We start from the raw sequence: 14168 nt of genomic DNA, 5'->3' as shown, positions 1-14168 counted from the left end.
TCATGTCGACTATGAAAATATTTTGTCATTATATATAGATTTAATTGGTATAATGTCGAAAAGGAGCTTTTTGGCTCGCTAATCCATCGAGAGGTGCACCATGCTAGCGTTCCGGCAACCTATACTTGTCCTTCTCCTGTTCAGCATCTTCATTTCCGTCATGTCTCTCGTCTCCAATTCCCATGACGACGCTGCGGATCTACCTGTCTCCGAATGGAGCATCGCCTGGATCCAAAAGCCGAATCCGTCCGGACCGAATCCGCCTGCGGATCTATCCTGGCATTCTGCTACAGCACAGCGTCCCCTTACCGCATTGCCGGACGGAGCTGTCGGCGCCTGGATTCGTGTCCCGATTCCGCCTACAGCCGCCTTCAATGACCCGGGACTGTATATCCGGAAATTGTACGGGCTTGACGTCACCGTATACGAGGATGCCCGAGCGATCTATCACTCCTCGCGGAACTACGATTTTGAGCGCAATATCCTCTTGGTCCCGTTGACCTCCAAGTCGGCTGCTTCGGAGATATACATTGTTATGGAATCCAAGGAAGGCGCCGGAATCAGCAGCGAGATTCGAGTCGGCGAATTCGCCGATCTATCTTCATCGAATGCTCGCAAGCAGCTGCCGAATGTCCTGCTTGGAGCCGCGATAGCGTTCCTCGGATTTATTATGCTTTTATCCACCGGCTTCTTCGTTCGTTCCCTTACCAAGCCGGCCAACGCTCTCAGTCTGTTCATCCTGTCTACCGGCCTGCTGATTGTCACGAATTCATCCTTGCCCTATTTCTATTTTCCCGATTACGGCCCGATGCTGTTCTTTTTGTTCGATACATTTTTGCTGATCCTTTTTCCTTCCTTATTTTATTTCGTCTGCCATTCCTTCGAGCTCACCAATGGCTGGCTGAAAATGTCCCAAAGCTGGCTGATCGGCTATTCTGGCGCAAGCTTCCTCGTCATGCTTGTCTATAAAGCTGCTGGCGGGTCCTTCTATTTTTATTACAAGCTCTTTACCTTCTGGATCCTGGCTCCTCTCGTTCTGGCTCAACTGGTTGTCATCCTGATTGTTGCCATTCGGAACCTCTTTCGGAAATCCCGCAGCTCCATGCTTTTATCGATGGGAATTATCGGGCTCGTCATTTCCGGCGTCGCGGACTTCATCGTGCTTTCCTATCGTCAGAGTCCGTATGAATTTGAGCTGTGGAAATTCGGTATCGTGTTTCTCGTCGCGTGTCTGGTCATGGCTTTGAATCGAAGGATAGCCGGCGACTATGCCAAGCTGCTAGCCTATTCCAACGAACTGGAGCTGTACAACCTTCAGCTGCAGAAATCGGAAAGAATGCAGATTATAAGCCAACTGGCTGCTTCCATTGCCCATGAAGTCCGAAATCCGCTGCAGGTGACGAGAGGGTTTCTCCAGCTGCTTTCGAGAAAATCCACTGAGGCGAACAAGTATCAGTACGATATCGCCATCAGCGAGCTCGATCGGGCAGCCGGCATCATCACGGACTATTTGACGTTCGCCAAGCCCGAGCAGGAAACGCCGGCTGCGATCGACGTGAAACAAGTTGAGCACCATCGAAACCATTTTGCTGCCCATGGTGATGATGCATAGCGGAGTGCTGCTCGTCAAAGCTTCCGAGCATCTCACGATCATCGGAAACACGTCCAAATTCAAGCAAGCCCTTATCAATATTATGAAGAACAGCATCGAGTCCCTGAAAGAAAACGGAAAGATTGAATTGGAGGCCTACGAGGAGAATGACGAGGCGGTGATACGAATTACAGATAACGGACAAGGAATGAGCGAAGAGCAGCTCGCCAGGCTGGGCAATCCTTACTTCTCATCCAAGTCCGAAGGTACAGGTCTTGGGCTTATGGTCACCTTCCAAATTATTGAAGCTATGAAAGGAACGCTGACATACCGCAGTGAAAAAGGAAAAGGAACCGAAGCCATGATCCGGTTCCCTCTCGTGCGCTAAAATCAACCCCAATTGTATCGGAGATTGTCCGACTCGTCCCCCGAGCCAGCAAGATCGGCCGGATTGGGAGGAATGATCAAGAAATAGCTTGAAGGCGTTTCTTCCATGACCTGAAGTTCGATTTCCTCCGGAACCATGATGCCGAAAGCTTGGAGCGCGCTTTTCGGATCGCTCAGCAGCTTGGCCTTGAATTCAGGATCTTTCCATGCCTTTTGAATAATCTGTACCTTCAAGGAGTCCATCGACATCAAACAACAACCTTTCATTGAATAAGTGGATTAGCCCTCTTATCATAGCATTTTATAGGTAAATTGTCCCTGTTTATTGAATAATTTTCGACAATAAATAGGTAAATCCGCCTACTTCAGCAAGACTGGCTTGGGACTGCTCGATCTTCCGAGCCTCCTCGCGGATTCCCGTCGCAATGGCATCGGCAAAGGCGGCCAGCCGATCCGGACGATGGGGAATCTGCCTGAGCCGCTCGGCATAACTATCGGCCGCGTCCGATAGTTCGCCTACGGCCTCATGATGGTAGATCGCCGTTTGGACGGCTCGCTCATCCAAAGCCTGACCGGCAGGCAATTGGAGCCTGGCCCGGACGATCGATAGGAACGCGTTGCCGTTCGGAGCGGGCAGATCTTCCTGCCAATCGTCCCAATCATCGGACAGCTGGAGCGCCGCTAGCGCCAGATCGACGGCTTGCTCCGCATCCGGGATGCGCTCCGGCATTCCCGCAAGAAGCAGCATTCCGCTGGCGCCTATTTTCACTGGAGCCGCCTTGCGGGCCAATAGACCCGGCTCGTTCGGACTCATGGGAAGCTCCATTTCCGTATGAACTGCGGATGCCCACTCCCCGACATATCGGCGATAGCAGCTCCAGAGCATGCTCTCCTGAGGAAAATGGCGCTGATAGCGCCGTCTGAACAGCTCCTCCAAAAGCTGGCCCAGCGCCAAGGAGGCTCTAATTCCTCCCGCGCCTCTCTCCTGCCCATCCATCGCATCGTCCAGCAGAAAATAACGCAGCATGGCGAAAATATTGCCGACCGCCAAATCGCGGCACAGCTCAATCGGGGTATCAGTCTGATCCCGCATCCAGTAAGGCAGCATGTAGCTGATCCTATTTGCCCGGCCTCCGTTGCGAAGCGGATCGCTGAGCGCCAGCAGCTCCTGCCCCCGTTCGCGAAGTCCAGTCGGAAGCTCTGCCAACTCCTCCGAGGCTTGCGAAAAGATCAGCACCAATTCCTCGCGGTCCTCTTCCAATTCCAGCATTGTGCCCGTCTCCTAGTCATTCAGCGTCCAAATGAATTCCTTTTTTTCATGAACAAGTTGATCCGCTCGGAGAACAGCATCAGACCGGCCGCCATGACCAGAAGATACAGCGGCAGGATCCCGTTGGCCGACCAGGCGGCAATGAAGCCGAACAGCGGCGGCAGGAGCGTGCTTCCCGTATAAGCAGCCGCCATCTGGAAGCCTATGATCGATTGGGACGGTCCTCTACCGAAGCGAACCGGCGTCTCATGCAGCATGCAGGGGAATATAGGCGCGAGCCCGAGTCCCACGACGACGAACCCGATCAGCGAAAACACGGTCGGCAAAGGCAGGAGCATGAGGACGATTCCCGTCACGGCCAGCAGCTGCCCGCCGCGGATCATCGCGCGGTTGCTCAGCTTGAAGGTGACAAATCCGGCCAGGAATCTGCCTGCGGTAATGCCCCCGTAGTAGAAGGAAATCCACTTCGCGGCATCCGTCGCGGACACGCCTTTGGATTCCGACAAGTAGGTGCTGCCCCAAAGGCCGAGCGTGGCTTCCACGCCGGAATAGAACAGGAACGAGAGCAAGGCCAGCTTGACGCCCTTGATTTTGAAGGGCATGACGCCTCCTGCTCGGTCATGCTCTCCCGTTTCCTCGGAACCGCCCGCAGGGTCCGTACGATTCAATCGCGCGACCTTGGCCCATAGCGGCAGCGTCAGCAGCAGGATGAGAACAAGCCCGAACTGGATCAGCGAGACGTTGAGATAACCGTTCCTCCACGACCTCTCCAAGATGGAATGGGCCATGATGACAGGTCCCAGTGTGGCTCCGACGCCCCAGAAACAGTGCAGCCAGCTCATATGCCGGGCTTTGTAATGCTCCGCGACATAGCTGTTCAGCCCGGCATCGACACAGCCGGCTCCAAGCCCGAGCGGAACGGCAAAGACGAACAGCCATGCCGTCGCCGGAGCATAGGAAAATCCGAGCAAGGCTGCCGCCGTGACAAGGCAGCTGAACAAGGTCACCTTGCCTGTGCCGAAGCGCCTCAGAAGGACTCCGGTGGCCAGGCTGGATACGATTGTACCGGCGGTGACCGTCATGAAGATGAGCCCGGCCATGGAGACCGGCGCTCCGATGTCCCGGTGCAAGGCCGGCCATGCCGCTCCGAGCATCGAATCGGGCAAGCCCAGACTGATGAAGGCCAAGTAGATGATGATCAAAAAGAAAGCTGCCATCGTTTCACCCTTCCGTTCTTGTTGAAGATATATCCTGAGAAATCATCGCTTCAAGGGAAAGGGTCTTCAGTCCGCCAAGGTAGTCGGACGGCCAATGGCTGCTCACAAGCTCGGGCAGATGTTCAGCGGGAACATAGCTCCGGCTCTTATGCGCGATCTGTTCCAGCAGCTTCCCATCGGCTTCGGAGTCGCAAAACACGATCCGCTTCGGGTTGAGGATGACCGTAAATGCCGCCACCAGCCGGGCGACCGCATCGACATGGACCTCATCCAACGTCCTCCCGTCCAGAAATCCGCGCTCCTGCAAAGCCTCCCCGAAATTCCACAGTCCGTCCATGGGGACAAAGGAGATTTCGCCTGAGAAGGAGGTGTTCCCGCGCAAAATGGTGCCGTTCGCCATAATGCCGGCCCCGGGTCCATTGTTGCCGAAATAAAGATACACGAGCGAAGCCGATTCGGCTTCGTCCTCCTTGGCGGCAAAGCCAAGCACCGCGGCGTTCATGTCATTTTCGACCCGGACCGGAATCTGAAGCCTCTCCTCGAAGTATGCTTTCAGCTCCAAACCCTCGTAGCGGCCGTAACCCGGAATATAACCGATCTTCCCATTCTTCACCGATCCCGGAACGCCGATGGCCAGCGAGCGCATCCTCGGATATTTCGCCATCAGCTCCTCCACCTGCAGCTGCAGCGCTTCGATGCCCTCGGTGAGCACGCTCGGGGCGATTCCTTCCTCCCTGGCCTCTCCCAAGCAGTCGAAGACGGAGTAGCGGGTTTCTTCCTTCTCGAGATAGACCGCCAGGCCGAGCATGAAATCGGGATTGTACGCATACCTGCCCGCCCGCCGGCCGCCGCTCGAATCGTCCAGCCCTATGGACCGCAGCTCTCCTTCCTTCTCCATGAGCGTAACGAACTTGCTGATCGTAGGAAAGCTGAGGGACAAGCTGCGGCTCAGCTCGGCCTTGGTCGCATGCCCCTTGGCGATCAGGCAGGATCGAATCGCTGCCGTAATGGTCCTGCGGATTTCATTCGGATCCGTCCGAGGCTCGCTCATCGACCCAACCTTCCTTCCCTAACTTTTTAAACCCGTTTATTAAGTCGGTTCGATCCTACCAGAGAATCAGCTGGCAGGCAACACATTTCTCCTGCTTCCGTTGATAAAGCCCGCTTCCGTCCCTAGCAGGACATCCGCATGGCTGTCCCTTCGCGGTCATCTGTTCCCAGCCGGAAAATGCTCCCGAGCAGGCATCTCCATCACCTCGAACTCGGCCGTTCCCGCTTTGAATTTCCCGACGACGCGGAAACCGGGACGTTCATATCCTTATAGCGAAACCCATAGATCGCCATAGCGATGGATCATCCCTTCGCCGCCGACATCCAACCCGGCCTCGAAGGATGAGCTGAGGTAGCGGTAGCTGCACTCATCCTCCAGGCAGCAGTAAGACTGCCTGAGCGGCTCGACCGCGAGCGAAGGAAAGCGGACCCATGCCGCGGTCATGTCCGCCTCCTGCCCCTTGCGCAGTCCCAGCCTGCGGATCGGCAGCGTATTCGTCGCGGGCGTCAGCTCGATATCGACGTCCAGGCAGCCTTGCAGTTCGGGCAGCTCCCGGCCGTCCATCAGCCAGTTTCCCCGGCCGTCCGCTTCTAGATGAAGACGGGCTTCCTCGTCGCCATGGGCAAATTCGACCATCACTTCCCGCGTAAGCCAGTCCGGGCAGGTCCTGATCCGGTATGTGCAGCTGACAGGCTCGGAGCCGAGCCTTCCGACGATGCTGCCTTCCAGAAGATAACCGTCGTTGCCGCGGAAGAGGCGGCAGTGCTCGAGAAACGGCTCGTCCAGCCGTTTCCATAGCCGGGATTGGAGAAGAAGAGGCGGATTGGATTTCATCGTCATGGGGATTGTCCTCCTGAGCTAGAGAATGAATGAGATTGGATTCGGGCAATGATGAGGTAAATACGTTTACGACCCATGCAGGCAATCGCCGGTTTATGGAAGGAGAATGAAATTCATGTCGACGCAAAAAGAACCGGGAAGCAGGCTTCCCGAGCAAGCCGTCAATGCCATCGAGCAAATCTCCGGCACTCATCCCGGCTACAGGCGCGCTCATGCCAAGGGCATCTGCTGCGAGGCTGTATTCCGTCCCAGCGGAGCTGTCTCGGAGTGGACGACGGCCCCCCACCTGCAGCAAGAGGAGACGCGCGCCATCGTGCGCTTCTCCAATACGAATCCCGATCCAGACAACCGCGATCTGCTCTCTCCCGCCAAGGGGCTTGCGGTTCAGTTTCTTCTGCCGGAGAGATCGAGACCGGTCATCGTTGCCGCCACGACTCCTGTCTTCTTCGCCCGGACGCCCGAATCCTTCCTGGAGATGATGCAGGCTTTCCAGGAGGCGAAGAGCGGCGGCATCTCCATCAAGGAGATTTTCACCGATCTGATCGGCCGGTTCCCCCATGCGAAGAGCGCCATCGCATCCATCTCCGCACTGAAGCCACCGGCAAGCTTCGCCAGCCGCCCGTATTATTCCATTCATGCGTTTTATTTCGTCGATGGAGCGGGCAAGCGGCGTCCGGTCAAATATGAATGGATTCCCGATGCGGGAGAGGACCATCTTGCGCTTGTGAAGGCGCCTTTCGCCGGGCATGACTATCTGGAAAAGGAATTGGCCGGGCGGCTGGAGTCATCGCCTGTCAGCTTTACGCTGCGCGTCATCCGGGGAGAGGAATGGGATCCCGTCGACGATCCGACCACGGAATGGCCGAGGGACCGGGAAGTCATCGACGCCGGCCAGCTTCTCGTGACCCGCATCGTCGAGGAACCGGAAGGGCTGCTCATGGATCCGACCGTGACCGGGGAAGGTATCGAAGTCAGCGAGGATCCCATCCTCCAATTCCGGAAGGATGCCTATGCGGTCAGCTTCAGCCGCCGCTCAAAAGGACTCTAGATCCGCGACTGCCGAACCAAGTGGGAGACCTGCTTACGGATTTTCTATTCTGGAAGCGGTCGTGTACGAATAAAGGCAAAGGCAAAGAGGTCGAGTCCAGGGCAATCGCCCCGGTCTCGACCTCTTTGGCCATCCGACATAGATCAGTCCTGTTTTTTGACGGATGGGCTTGTCTCCTGAGATACTCCCGCATCTCCAGCGCTTGCTTCCGTCTCGGCCTTGCTCACCGCTGCGAAAAAATGATGCAGCTCATGAGCGGCTACCTCCCGTATAAAGGCCAGATCCTCCCCGAACAGCTCCGGTGTCCAGGTCCGGCCGAAGGCGGCATGGGTGACCTCGTCGGCCCAATCATAATCCTGGAACTGCATCATGAGGGGATGCCTGGCCTCGTTGCGGCAGAATTCGTATTCACCTGCCTTGCCGGGGCGCTTCATCGCTCCCTCCTCGATGCCGATCGACAGCCAGGCGTACTGCGATCCGGGTAGCTTGGCGATGTTGACATCGTAATCCGCCGTGTACTGCGGCCGCGAATGCCAGTCCAGGCCTTCCGCCTCCAGAGCCGCCTGGCCGAACAGCGCATGGCGGACTTCATCCCATAGATGCCGCGCCAGATCGCGGTAGAAATCCCATGGCATGCCCTTCTGCGACCAAATGACGGCCGCAATCAGCTCTGCTGCCGTCATCTCCTCCTGACGGACCCGCATCATCCCGATCAGCCGCTCCCGAAGCGGATCGCCGGACGGCTCTCCCATGCCGGAGCGGTACAGCACGGTTCCTCCCGACGAGCTGTGCCGGACCGACTTCCTGGGCAGCTGGTAGGCGTCGGCCGAGCGGAACCGCTGCGGAAGCTGGGATGCCCTCGGCCCTTCTCCGCTGATTCCGCCCGCCGCTTTCAGATAGGATCGCAGCCGGCTGGAAAAGCTGTCTGCAGCCTCCTGATCCCACTCCCCCGCATCCTGCAGCCGCTCTTGTTCCTGCGCGGCCCAGTCCAGCTGCAGATCCAGATCCAGCAGCATCCCTCTCAGCAAGCGGATCGTCGGCTGGTCCACTATGCTCTGCGTCCGCTTCATATGGGATCGGCAAGCATCCGCAAGCGCCTTGCGCACGGTTCCATACGACCCAGCCAGCCATTCGCAATCGCTCTGCGCATGCAATAGCTCCTCCATCATCAGCGCCAGCGACGGATCCGGCTCATGGCCGACCGCAGGGGCAGGCTTGCGCAGCTGCCGAATTCTATCACGCAGCCCATCCGCCGCCTCCGCATCTTCGTAGACATGCCTGCCCATTGCTGCCTTCAGGTCCCAATCCCGCCTTGCCGGCAACTGAGCGGCACCTATGAACAGCAGCCGTTCATGAACGAAGCGCAGCCGTTGCAGAATCCTCGCATTGGCCTCCACGCCGAAAGCCCCAAGCTGGAAAGGCTCAGCGATGCCAGTGTAAGCAGTTCCCATCGGACATTCCTCCCGCCTAGTGCTCTTCCTAACTAAAACGAAATCGCTTACAATTAAGACTCCTCTTGGTATTTTGCATACTGCTTTTGCATACTGCAAACGATGACGAGAAAGGGAGCGTGATGGCCATTCGTGTTCAGTTGCCGACTCTCCGTTATGGAGGAGATTTCATCGTAAGGCGTCATTGGAAGCTGGAGAGCCGAGTATTGGAGGAATATGAGCTCGTCTATTTTCCCGAAGCATCCGGAACGAGTTACCGCAGCGGACCCTCCTGCTATGTTCTGAACGAGCCCTGCTGGATTCTGACCCGGCCAGGCCAGGAGCACGCCTACCAGTTCAGCGGAGATTCGACCACCCGCCATCAATTCCTGCATTTCAGCGGCGGCGAGGCCTGCGCTCCTCTGCTGTTGGCGCCGGATGGTCCTGACCGGCTGAATATCAGAGAGGGCGGGGGCACCGCAGAGGCGCTCCGCCATATACTCAACATCGCCCATTCGCAGAGGGACGAGCGTCTCTGCTCCTTGTGGCTGGCCGCTCTGCTGGGGGAGCTGGAGTATCTGCATCGCGGGTCCTTGCTGCCAAGCCCCGCATCTTCTCCGCCCCCCTGCCGAAGCTCCGTATCCGCTGCCTCCTACCCGGCTGCAGCCAGTCCGGAAGCCACATCGCCATCCCCCCTCTATCCGGCTGTTGTCAGACAAGTTCTCGCCTATATCCGGAACCATCTGGCCGAGCCGCTGACCGTCGTCCAAATCGCCGAGCACTTCTGCTTCTCCCAAGAGCATCTGACGAGGATGTTCGCATCCGCGATCGGAATGCCGATCAGGCCGCTCATCATCCAGCTGCGGCTGGAGAAGGCCGCACATATGCTCCGGCATGGAAGCAGCAGCATCAAGGAAATCGCATTTGAATGCGGCTACTCCGATCCCCATTATTTTTCCCGGTCATTCGCGGAGCGCTTCGGCCTGCCTGCCACCCTGTTCCGGGAGAAATACGGCGACTCCGCCCTCCAGCATGTGGTCCTGGACGAGAGCCTATCCACTCCGTATCCTCTGAACGTATACTTCCATCTCAGCCCTTGATGCCTGTCGTGGAGATGCCTTCGATGATATAGCGCTGCAGGACAAGATAGACGAGCAGCACGGGCAGGATGGCGATCGTCGACCCCGACATCATGAGCGTCCAGTCCGTCACGTACAGTCCCTTGAACGTGCTGAGCATGAGCGGCACCGTGAAGTTGTCGGTCGAGCTGAGGAAGATGACCGGCTTGAAGAAGCTGTTCCATGTGCCCAGGAAGGCCACGATCGCAAGCGAGGCCAGAGCCGGCTTGACGAGCGGAATCATGATGCGCCAGTAGATCGTCCACTGGTTGGCCCCGTCCACATAAGCCGCCTCGGACAGATCGCGCGGAATGCTCATGAAGAACTGCCGCAGCAGGAACACTCCGAAGGCGCTGAACAGGGAATCCGGCACGATGAGCGAGAGATGAGTGTCGAGCCAGCCGATGTTCTTCAAGATGATATAGAGCGGCACGATCGTGACCTGCTCCGGCACCATCAGCATGGAAAGGAACAGGACAAACAGCAGATTGCGGCCCGGAAAATCAATGCGGGCGAACGCGAATGCGGCCATGGAGCAGGTAAGCAGCTGGCAGATGACGATGACGACGGAGATGTAGGCGCTGTTGAAGTACGCCTTGTCGAACGGCATCGCCGTCAGCGAACGCGAGATGTTGCTCCATACCCAAGGGCTCGGCAGCAGCGTCGGAGGTACGGCGAAGATCTGCGCCAGATCCTTGAGCCCGCTGAACAGCATCCAGAGAAATGGAGCGAACATCGCGCATGAAGCGATGATCAGGACGACATGCAGCGCGGCTCCGGACAGCCGCTTTCCAGCCTGCGGATTCATATCGTTCTCCCTCCTATTCCGTATAGTGGACCCACTTGCGGGATACGTAGGTCTGGGTCAGCGTGAGAACCAGGATGATGCCGAACAGGACGACCGCTGCCGCGGAGCTTCTTCCGAACTGGAAGTTCTTGAACGCCAGCTCATAGACGTGATAGACGATCGTATAGCTGGCCTTGGCCGGTCCGCCGCTCGTCATGACGAACGCGGTATCGAACACCTTGAAGGAATCGATGACAGAGATGATCGTCACGAACAGCGTTGTCGGCGAGAGCAGGGGGACAGTGATTTTCCAGAATTGCTGCAGCCTGGACGCTCCGTCGATCATCGAGGCTTCGTAATAATCCTTGGATATTCCCTGCAGGCCCGCCAGGAAGATGACCATGTTGAAGCCCAGCCCCTTCCAGATGCTGACGAGGGCGAGGGAGGGCAGGACGAGATTCGTATCGGTCAGCCACTGGGGACCCTTCACGCCGAAGGCTGACTTGAGCAGCGAATTGATGATGCCGAAGTCCCCGTTCAGCAGCCACATCCAGACAATAGCGACAGCGACGGAGCTCGTCACGACCGGCATGAAGAAGAACAGGCGGTAGACGACCTTGAACCGGACCCGGTTCAGGGCCACGGCCGCGAGGATCGCAAGGAAGATTCCCGCTGGGACCGTCAGCACGGAATAATAAGCGGTGTTGAGAATCGCCTTGCGGAAGTCCGGGTTGTGGAAGGCGAAGGCGAAGTTGTCTAGCCCGGCGAAGGCCGCAGCCTGGAACCCGTCCCAGTCCAAGGTGCTGAGAACAAAGGAAGAGACGAGCGGGATCAGGGAGAAGGCCAGCAGGCCGATCAGCTGCGGGGAGATGAACAGGAATCCCCATAGGACGTTGGAGCGCTTCGGATTCATGTGGCTTTCTCTCCTTTCTTGCTTCCTGGGATCAGCTCTTTCCTCCGGCATCGGCGATCTTCTTGGCTACGCCTTCGGCCATCTTCTTGAGCGTCGTCTCCGCGTCCTGCTTGCCGAGCAGCATTAGATCATAATTGTCCTTGATGACGTCGGATGCTCCAGGGACCGCAGATTCCGATGGCCACAGAGCATACCCGATCTCCCTGGCGTCGAGGAAATACTGGGCATGCGCCGGCTGGGCATTCTTGTCGAGCACCAGATCGTCGACGCCCTTGACGGAAGGAACCGCGTTGCCGCCGTTCAAGCGGAAGCTCTGGCCATCCTTCGAGACGAAGGCCGATAGGAAATCATAGGTTTCCTTCTCATGCTTCGTCTTCTTGTTCATGACGATGTAGGCGGTCGGTATGCCTGCCGGTTCCATCGGCTTGCCGGTATTCGTCGGCAGCGGCACGATGTCGTACTGAAGCGCCTTGTTCGCGTTGAACTGCGGCACCCACCAGCGCCCGGCGATGCCGAATCCGACCTGATTGGACATGAACATCGCATCCGCCCCCTGACCCTTGGGCAGCGATCCGGTGAAGACGAAGTTCTTGCTCGCGGTATTGTCGGCCAGGTATTTGAATGCTTCCACCGTCTTGGGATCCTTATCGCCGATGAACGTGCCTCCCTGCTCCTTGTCATACACCTTGCCGCCGTTTGTCGTCACCCAGGAGTAGACAGGAGCCGACCAGTCCTCCAGCACGAGTCCGTACTTGCCAGCAGCCTTGAGCTTGCCGGTGATTTCTTGCAGCTTCTGCCAGTTCCATTGCCCGGACTCAAACAGCTTCTGAGGATCGTCCGCGATGCCGGCGTCGGCCAGAACCTTCTTGTTGTAATACATGACGAGCGGATTGCAGTCCACCGTCACGCCGTAGATCTTGCCGTCCTTCTTGGCGCCGCCCCACAGCCCCTCCGCATAGTCCTCCGGCTTGATGACGCTCTCTGCTGCGTTCATCATCGGCGTCAGTTCGCTGATCGAGCCGTTGGCGATCAGCTTGACCACCGTCTGATCCCCCGCGTAGAATGCGTCGGGCGCCGTGCCGCCCTGGAGCTGGGTAATGATCTTTTCCTCGTAGCCGTCATTGGGCACCGGCACGAGCTCCCACTTCACGTTGGGATGATCCTTGTTGTACTGATCCGTGAACTCGTAGAATTTCTTGAGCTCGCCGGGATTTCCCCATGTGCTCCATTTGAGCTTGACGACTTTGCCCGAGGTTCCGGAGCCGCTTCCCGAATTGTCGGAGCATCCAGCCATAGTAATGGAGAGCGCAAGCATCGATAAGGCGGACAGTTTCCAGGCCACTTTCATCTGATCGTCGACCCCTTTCAGAAATAAGTTCACGGAATGGGAGCGGACCATCAGGTACAGCCTTCCCTATTGCCGCAACGTCAGTTTACGGGAAATGACAGCGGTTACAAATGGAGAAATCCAGCACTCCGGTGGACTTTGACGACCTTTTTTCCCTTTTCCTCACGCGGGAGGCATCCCTCCAAGTTCCCCAGGAAACAAAAACAAGCACCGGCCATGGATGACCGGTGCTTGTTTATTGATGTGCCTGCATGCATCTCTGATTTTCTTGCAGCTAGCTCTTCATCCTGGGATCCAGCACATCGCGCAGGCCGTCCCCGATCAGGTTGAAGCCGAGCACGGTCAGCATGATCGACAAGCCCGGGAAAATGACCGTCCACGGCGCGTTCTGGATGAACTGCCGGGAATCGGACAGCATCTTGCCCCATTCCGGCTCCGGCGGCTGCGCACCCATGCCGAGGAAGCCGAGCGCTGCCGCCTCGATGATCGCCGTCGCGATGCCGAGCGTTCCCTGCACGATGATCGGACCAAGACAATTGGGAAGAATATGATGCCACAGAATGCGGGAATTCTTCATGCCGATCGCCCGCGCGGCCATGATGTATTCCTCCTCGCGCAGGCTGAGCACCCTGGCGCGAACGAGCCGGCCGAACACCGGCACGTTCACGATGGCGATCGCGAGCAGCGCATTCTGCAGCGAAGGCCCGAGAGCGGCCACGATGGCGATCGCCAGCAGGATGCCGGGGAATGCAAGCAGAATGTCGAATAAGCGGGAGATGAGCGCATCGAGCCAGCGGCCGTAATAGCCGGCAACGATGCCGAGCACCGTGCCTGCGATGATCGAGCCGACAACGGAGCTGATGCCTACCCAGAGTGATATCCGGGTTCCGTAGATGATGCGGGTGAAGATGTCGCGGCCCAGATCGTCGGTGCCGAACCAGTGCTCTCCGCTCGGCTTGTGGAGCCGGTTGACCAGCTCTTGCTCCTTATAGTCGTAGGGAGCGATGAACGGCGCCAGCACGGCGATCAGTACGAAGAAGACGATGATGCCGAGACCGACCATGGCCAGCTTGTTTTTGCGGAAGCTGCGCCAGCCGTCCCTCCAGGAGGAGGAAACCTCGGTCTTGGCCGGGGGCGTCGGCGCAAGCTTGATTGCCGGTTGTGACAT

At 57.6% G+C, this 14168-nt stretch carries 14 protein-coding genes; 4 read left to right on the top strand and 10 right to left on the bottom strand.

Annotated elements, in window-relative coordinates; all coding sequences use genetic code 11:
• The first annotated feature begins 100 nt into the window (after positions 1 to 100).
• On the top strand, positions 101 to 1612 hold the full coding sequence (locus ACLBWT_RS08285) for a histidine kinase dimerization/phospho-acceptor domain-containing protein (protein ID WP_447662586.1): 1512 nt from the start codon (positions 101 to 103) through the stop codon (positions 1610 to 1612).
• A complete protein-coding gene (locus ACLBWT_RS08280) occupies positions 1596 to 1979 on the top strand; it encodes an ATP-binding protein (protein WP_447662744.1) in 384 nt (127 codons plus the stop codon). Before ACLBWT_RS08285 ends, ACLBWT_RS08280 begins: the two co-directional genes overlap by 17 nt.
• A gap of 2 nt (positions 1980 to 1981) precedes the next feature.
• On the opposite strand, the gene ACLBWT_RS08275 is transcribed toward ACLBWT_RS08280, so the two are convergent.
• The 5 genes from ACLBWT_RS08275 to ACLBWT_RS08255 all read right to left on the bottom strand — a co-directional run bounded on the left by ACLBWT_RS08275 (position 1982) and on the right by ACLBWT_RS08255 (position 6356).
• A complete protein-coding gene (locus ACLBWT_RS08275) occupies positions 1982 to 2227 on the bottom strand; it encodes an NHLP leader peptide family RiPP precursor (protein ID WP_447662585.1) in 246 nt (81 codons plus the stop codon).
• A 73-nt stretch (positions 2228 to 2300) separates the two neighbouring features.
• A complete protein-coding gene (locus ACLBWT_RS08270; protein ID WP_447662584.1) occupies positions 2301 to 3248 on the bottom strand; it encodes a hypothetical protein in 948 nt (315 codons plus the stop codon).
• A gap of 20 nt (positions 3249 to 3268) precedes the next feature.
• Positions 3269 to 4465 (bottom strand): MFS transporter, encoded by a 1197-nt coding sequence (locus ACLBWT_RS08265; protein ID WP_447662583.1) that lies wholly within the window; start codon positions 4463 to 4465, stop codon positions 3269 to 3271.
• A gap of 4 nt (positions 4466 to 4469) precedes the next feature.
• Entirely contained in the window at positions 4470 to 5516 is a 1047-nt protein-coding gene (locus ACLBWT_RS08260) for an ROK family protein (protein ID WP_447662582.1), read from the bottom strand.
• Positions 5517 to 5783: 267 nt separating this feature from the next.
• Complete coding sequence (locus ACLBWT_RS08255) at positions 5784 to 6356, bottom strand: putative glycolipid-binding domain-containing protein (RefSeq protein ID WP_447662581.1); 573 nt, start codon at positions 6354 to 6356, stop codon at positions 5784 to 5786.
• A 115-nt stretch (positions 6357 to 6471) separates the two neighbouring features.
• Between ACLBWT_RS08255 and ACLBWT_RS08250 the strand changes: the two genes are divergently transcribed.
• Positions 6472 to 7404 (top strand): catalase family peroxidase, encoded by a 933-nt coding sequence (locus ACLBWT_RS08250; RefSeq protein ID WP_447662580.1) that lies wholly within the window; start codon positions 6472 to 6474, stop codon positions 7402 to 7404.
• 143 nt (positions 7405 to 7547) lie between these two features.
• Here ACLBWT_RS08250 and ACLBWT_RS08245 read toward each other — a convergent pair whose 3' ends face one another.
• Positions 7548 to 8855 (bottom strand): hypothetical protein, encoded by a 1308-nt coding sequence (locus ACLBWT_RS08245; RefSeq protein ID WP_447662579.1) that lies wholly within the window; start codon positions 8853 to 8855, stop codon positions 7548 to 7550.
• Between the two features lie 122 nt (positions 8856 to 8977).
• On the opposite strand from ACLBWT_RS08245, the gene ACLBWT_RS08240 reads away from it, so the two are divergent.
• Positions 8978 to 9934, top strand: coding sequence for a helix-turn-helix domain-containing protein (locus ACLBWT_RS08240; protein ID WP_447662578.1), 957 nt, complete (start codon positions 8978 to 8980; stop codon positions 9932 to 9934).
• On the opposite strand, the gene ACLBWT_RS08235 is transcribed toward ACLBWT_RS08240, so the two are convergent.
• The 4 genes from ACLBWT_RS08235 to ACLBWT_RS08220 all read right to left on the bottom strand — a co-directional run bounded on the left by ACLBWT_RS08235 (position 9924) and on the right by ACLBWT_RS08220 (position 14168).
• Positions 9924 to 10760, bottom strand: coding sequence for a carbohydrate ABC transporter permease (locus ACLBWT_RS08235; protein ID WP_447662577.1), 837 nt, complete (start codon positions 10758 to 10760; stop codon positions 9924 to 9926). The two genes, ACLBWT_RS08240 and ACLBWT_RS08235, sit on opposite strands and share 11 nt — an antisense overlap.
• A gap of 13 nt (positions 10761 to 10773) precedes the next feature.
• Positions 10774 to 11652: a carbohydrate ABC transporter permease gene (locus ACLBWT_RS08230; protein WP_447662576.1), complete on the bottom strand. Its 879-nt coding sequence runs from the start codon at positions 11650 to 11652 to the stop codon at positions 10774 to 10776.
• 31 nt (positions 11653 to 11683) lie between these two features.
• The gene (locus tag ACLBWT_RS08225) at positions 11684 to 13000 is read right to left on the bottom strand and encodes an ABC transporter substrate-binding protein (protein ID WP_447662575.1); all 1317 of its coding nucleotides are present in this window, start codon (positions 12998 to 13000) and stop codon (positions 11684 to 11686) included.
• A 274-nt stretch (positions 13001 to 13274) separates the two neighbouring features.
• Positions 13275 to 14168: an ABC transporter permease gene (locus tag ACLBWT_RS08220; RefSeq protein WP_447662574.1), complete on the bottom strand. Its 894-nt coding sequence runs from the start codon at positions 14166 to 14168 to the stop codon at positions 13275 to 13277.

The organism is Paenibacillus sp. D51F, assembly GCF_053345695.1.
This window is presented reverse-complemented; position numbering and strand designations above follow the sequence as displayed.

Excerpts from the sequence above, each read along its gene's own strand:
- ACLBWT_RS08255 (WP_447662581.1), bottom strand. The coding sequence starts at position 6,356 with ATGACGATGAAATCCAATCCGCCTCTTCTTCTCCAATCCCGGCTATGG.
- ACLBWT_RS08235 (WP_447662577.1), bottom strand. The coding sequence starts at position 10,760 with ATGAATCCGCAGGCTGGAAAGCGGCTGTCCGGAGCCGCGCTGCATGTC.
- ACLBWT_RS08285 (WP_447662586.1), top strand. The coding sequence starts at position 101 with ATGCTAGCGTTCCGGCAACCTATACTTGTCCTTCTCCTGTTCAGCATC.
- ACLBWT_RS08265 (WP_447662583.1), bottom strand. The coding sequence starts at position 4,465 with ATGGCAGCTTTCTTTTTGATCATCATCTACTTGGCCTTCATCAGTCTG.
- ACLBWT_RS08280 (WP_447662744.1), top strand. The coding sequence starts at position 1,596 with ATGGTGATGATGCATAGCGGAGTGCTGCTCGTCAAAGCTTCCGAGCAT.
- ACLBWT_RS08270 (WP_447662584.1), bottom strand. The coding sequence starts at position 3,248 with ATGCTGGAATTGGAAGAGGACCGCGAGGAATTGGTGCTGATCTTTTCG.
- ACLBWT_RS08245 (WP_447662579.1), bottom strand. The coding sequence starts at position 8,855 with ATGGGAACTGCTTACACTGGCATCGCTGAGCCTTTCCAGCTTGGGGCT.
- ACLBWT_RS08250 (WP_447662580.1), top strand. The coding sequence starts at position 6,472 with ATGTCGACGCAAAAAGAACCGGGAAGCAGGCTTCCCGAGCAAGCCGTC.
- ACLBWT_RS08275 (WP_447662585.1), bottom strand. The coding sequence starts at position 2,227 with ATGTCGATGGACTCCTTGAAGGTACAGATTATTCAAAAGGCATGGAAA.
- ACLBWT_RS08240 (WP_447662578.1), top strand. The coding sequence starts at position 8,978 with ATGGCCATTCGTGTTCAGTTGCCGACTCTCCGTTATGGAGGAGATTTC.
- ACLBWT_RS08220 (WP_447662574.1), bottom strand. The coding sequence starts at position 14,168 with ATGTCACAACCGGCAATCAAGCTTGCGCCGACGCCCCCGGCCAAGACC.
- ACLBWT_RS08230 (WP_447662576.1), bottom strand. The coding sequence starts at position 11,652 with ATGAATCCGAAGCGCTCCAACGTCCTATGGGGATTCCTGTTCATCTCC.
- ACLBWT_RS08225 (WP_447662575.1), bottom strand. The coding sequence starts at position 13,000 with ATGAAAGTGGCCTGGAAACTGTCCGCCTTATCGATGCTTGCGCTCTCC.
- ACLBWT_RS08260 (WP_447662582.1), bottom strand. The coding sequence starts at position 5,516 with ATGAGCGAGCCTCGGACGGATCCGAATGAAATCCGCAGGACCATTACG.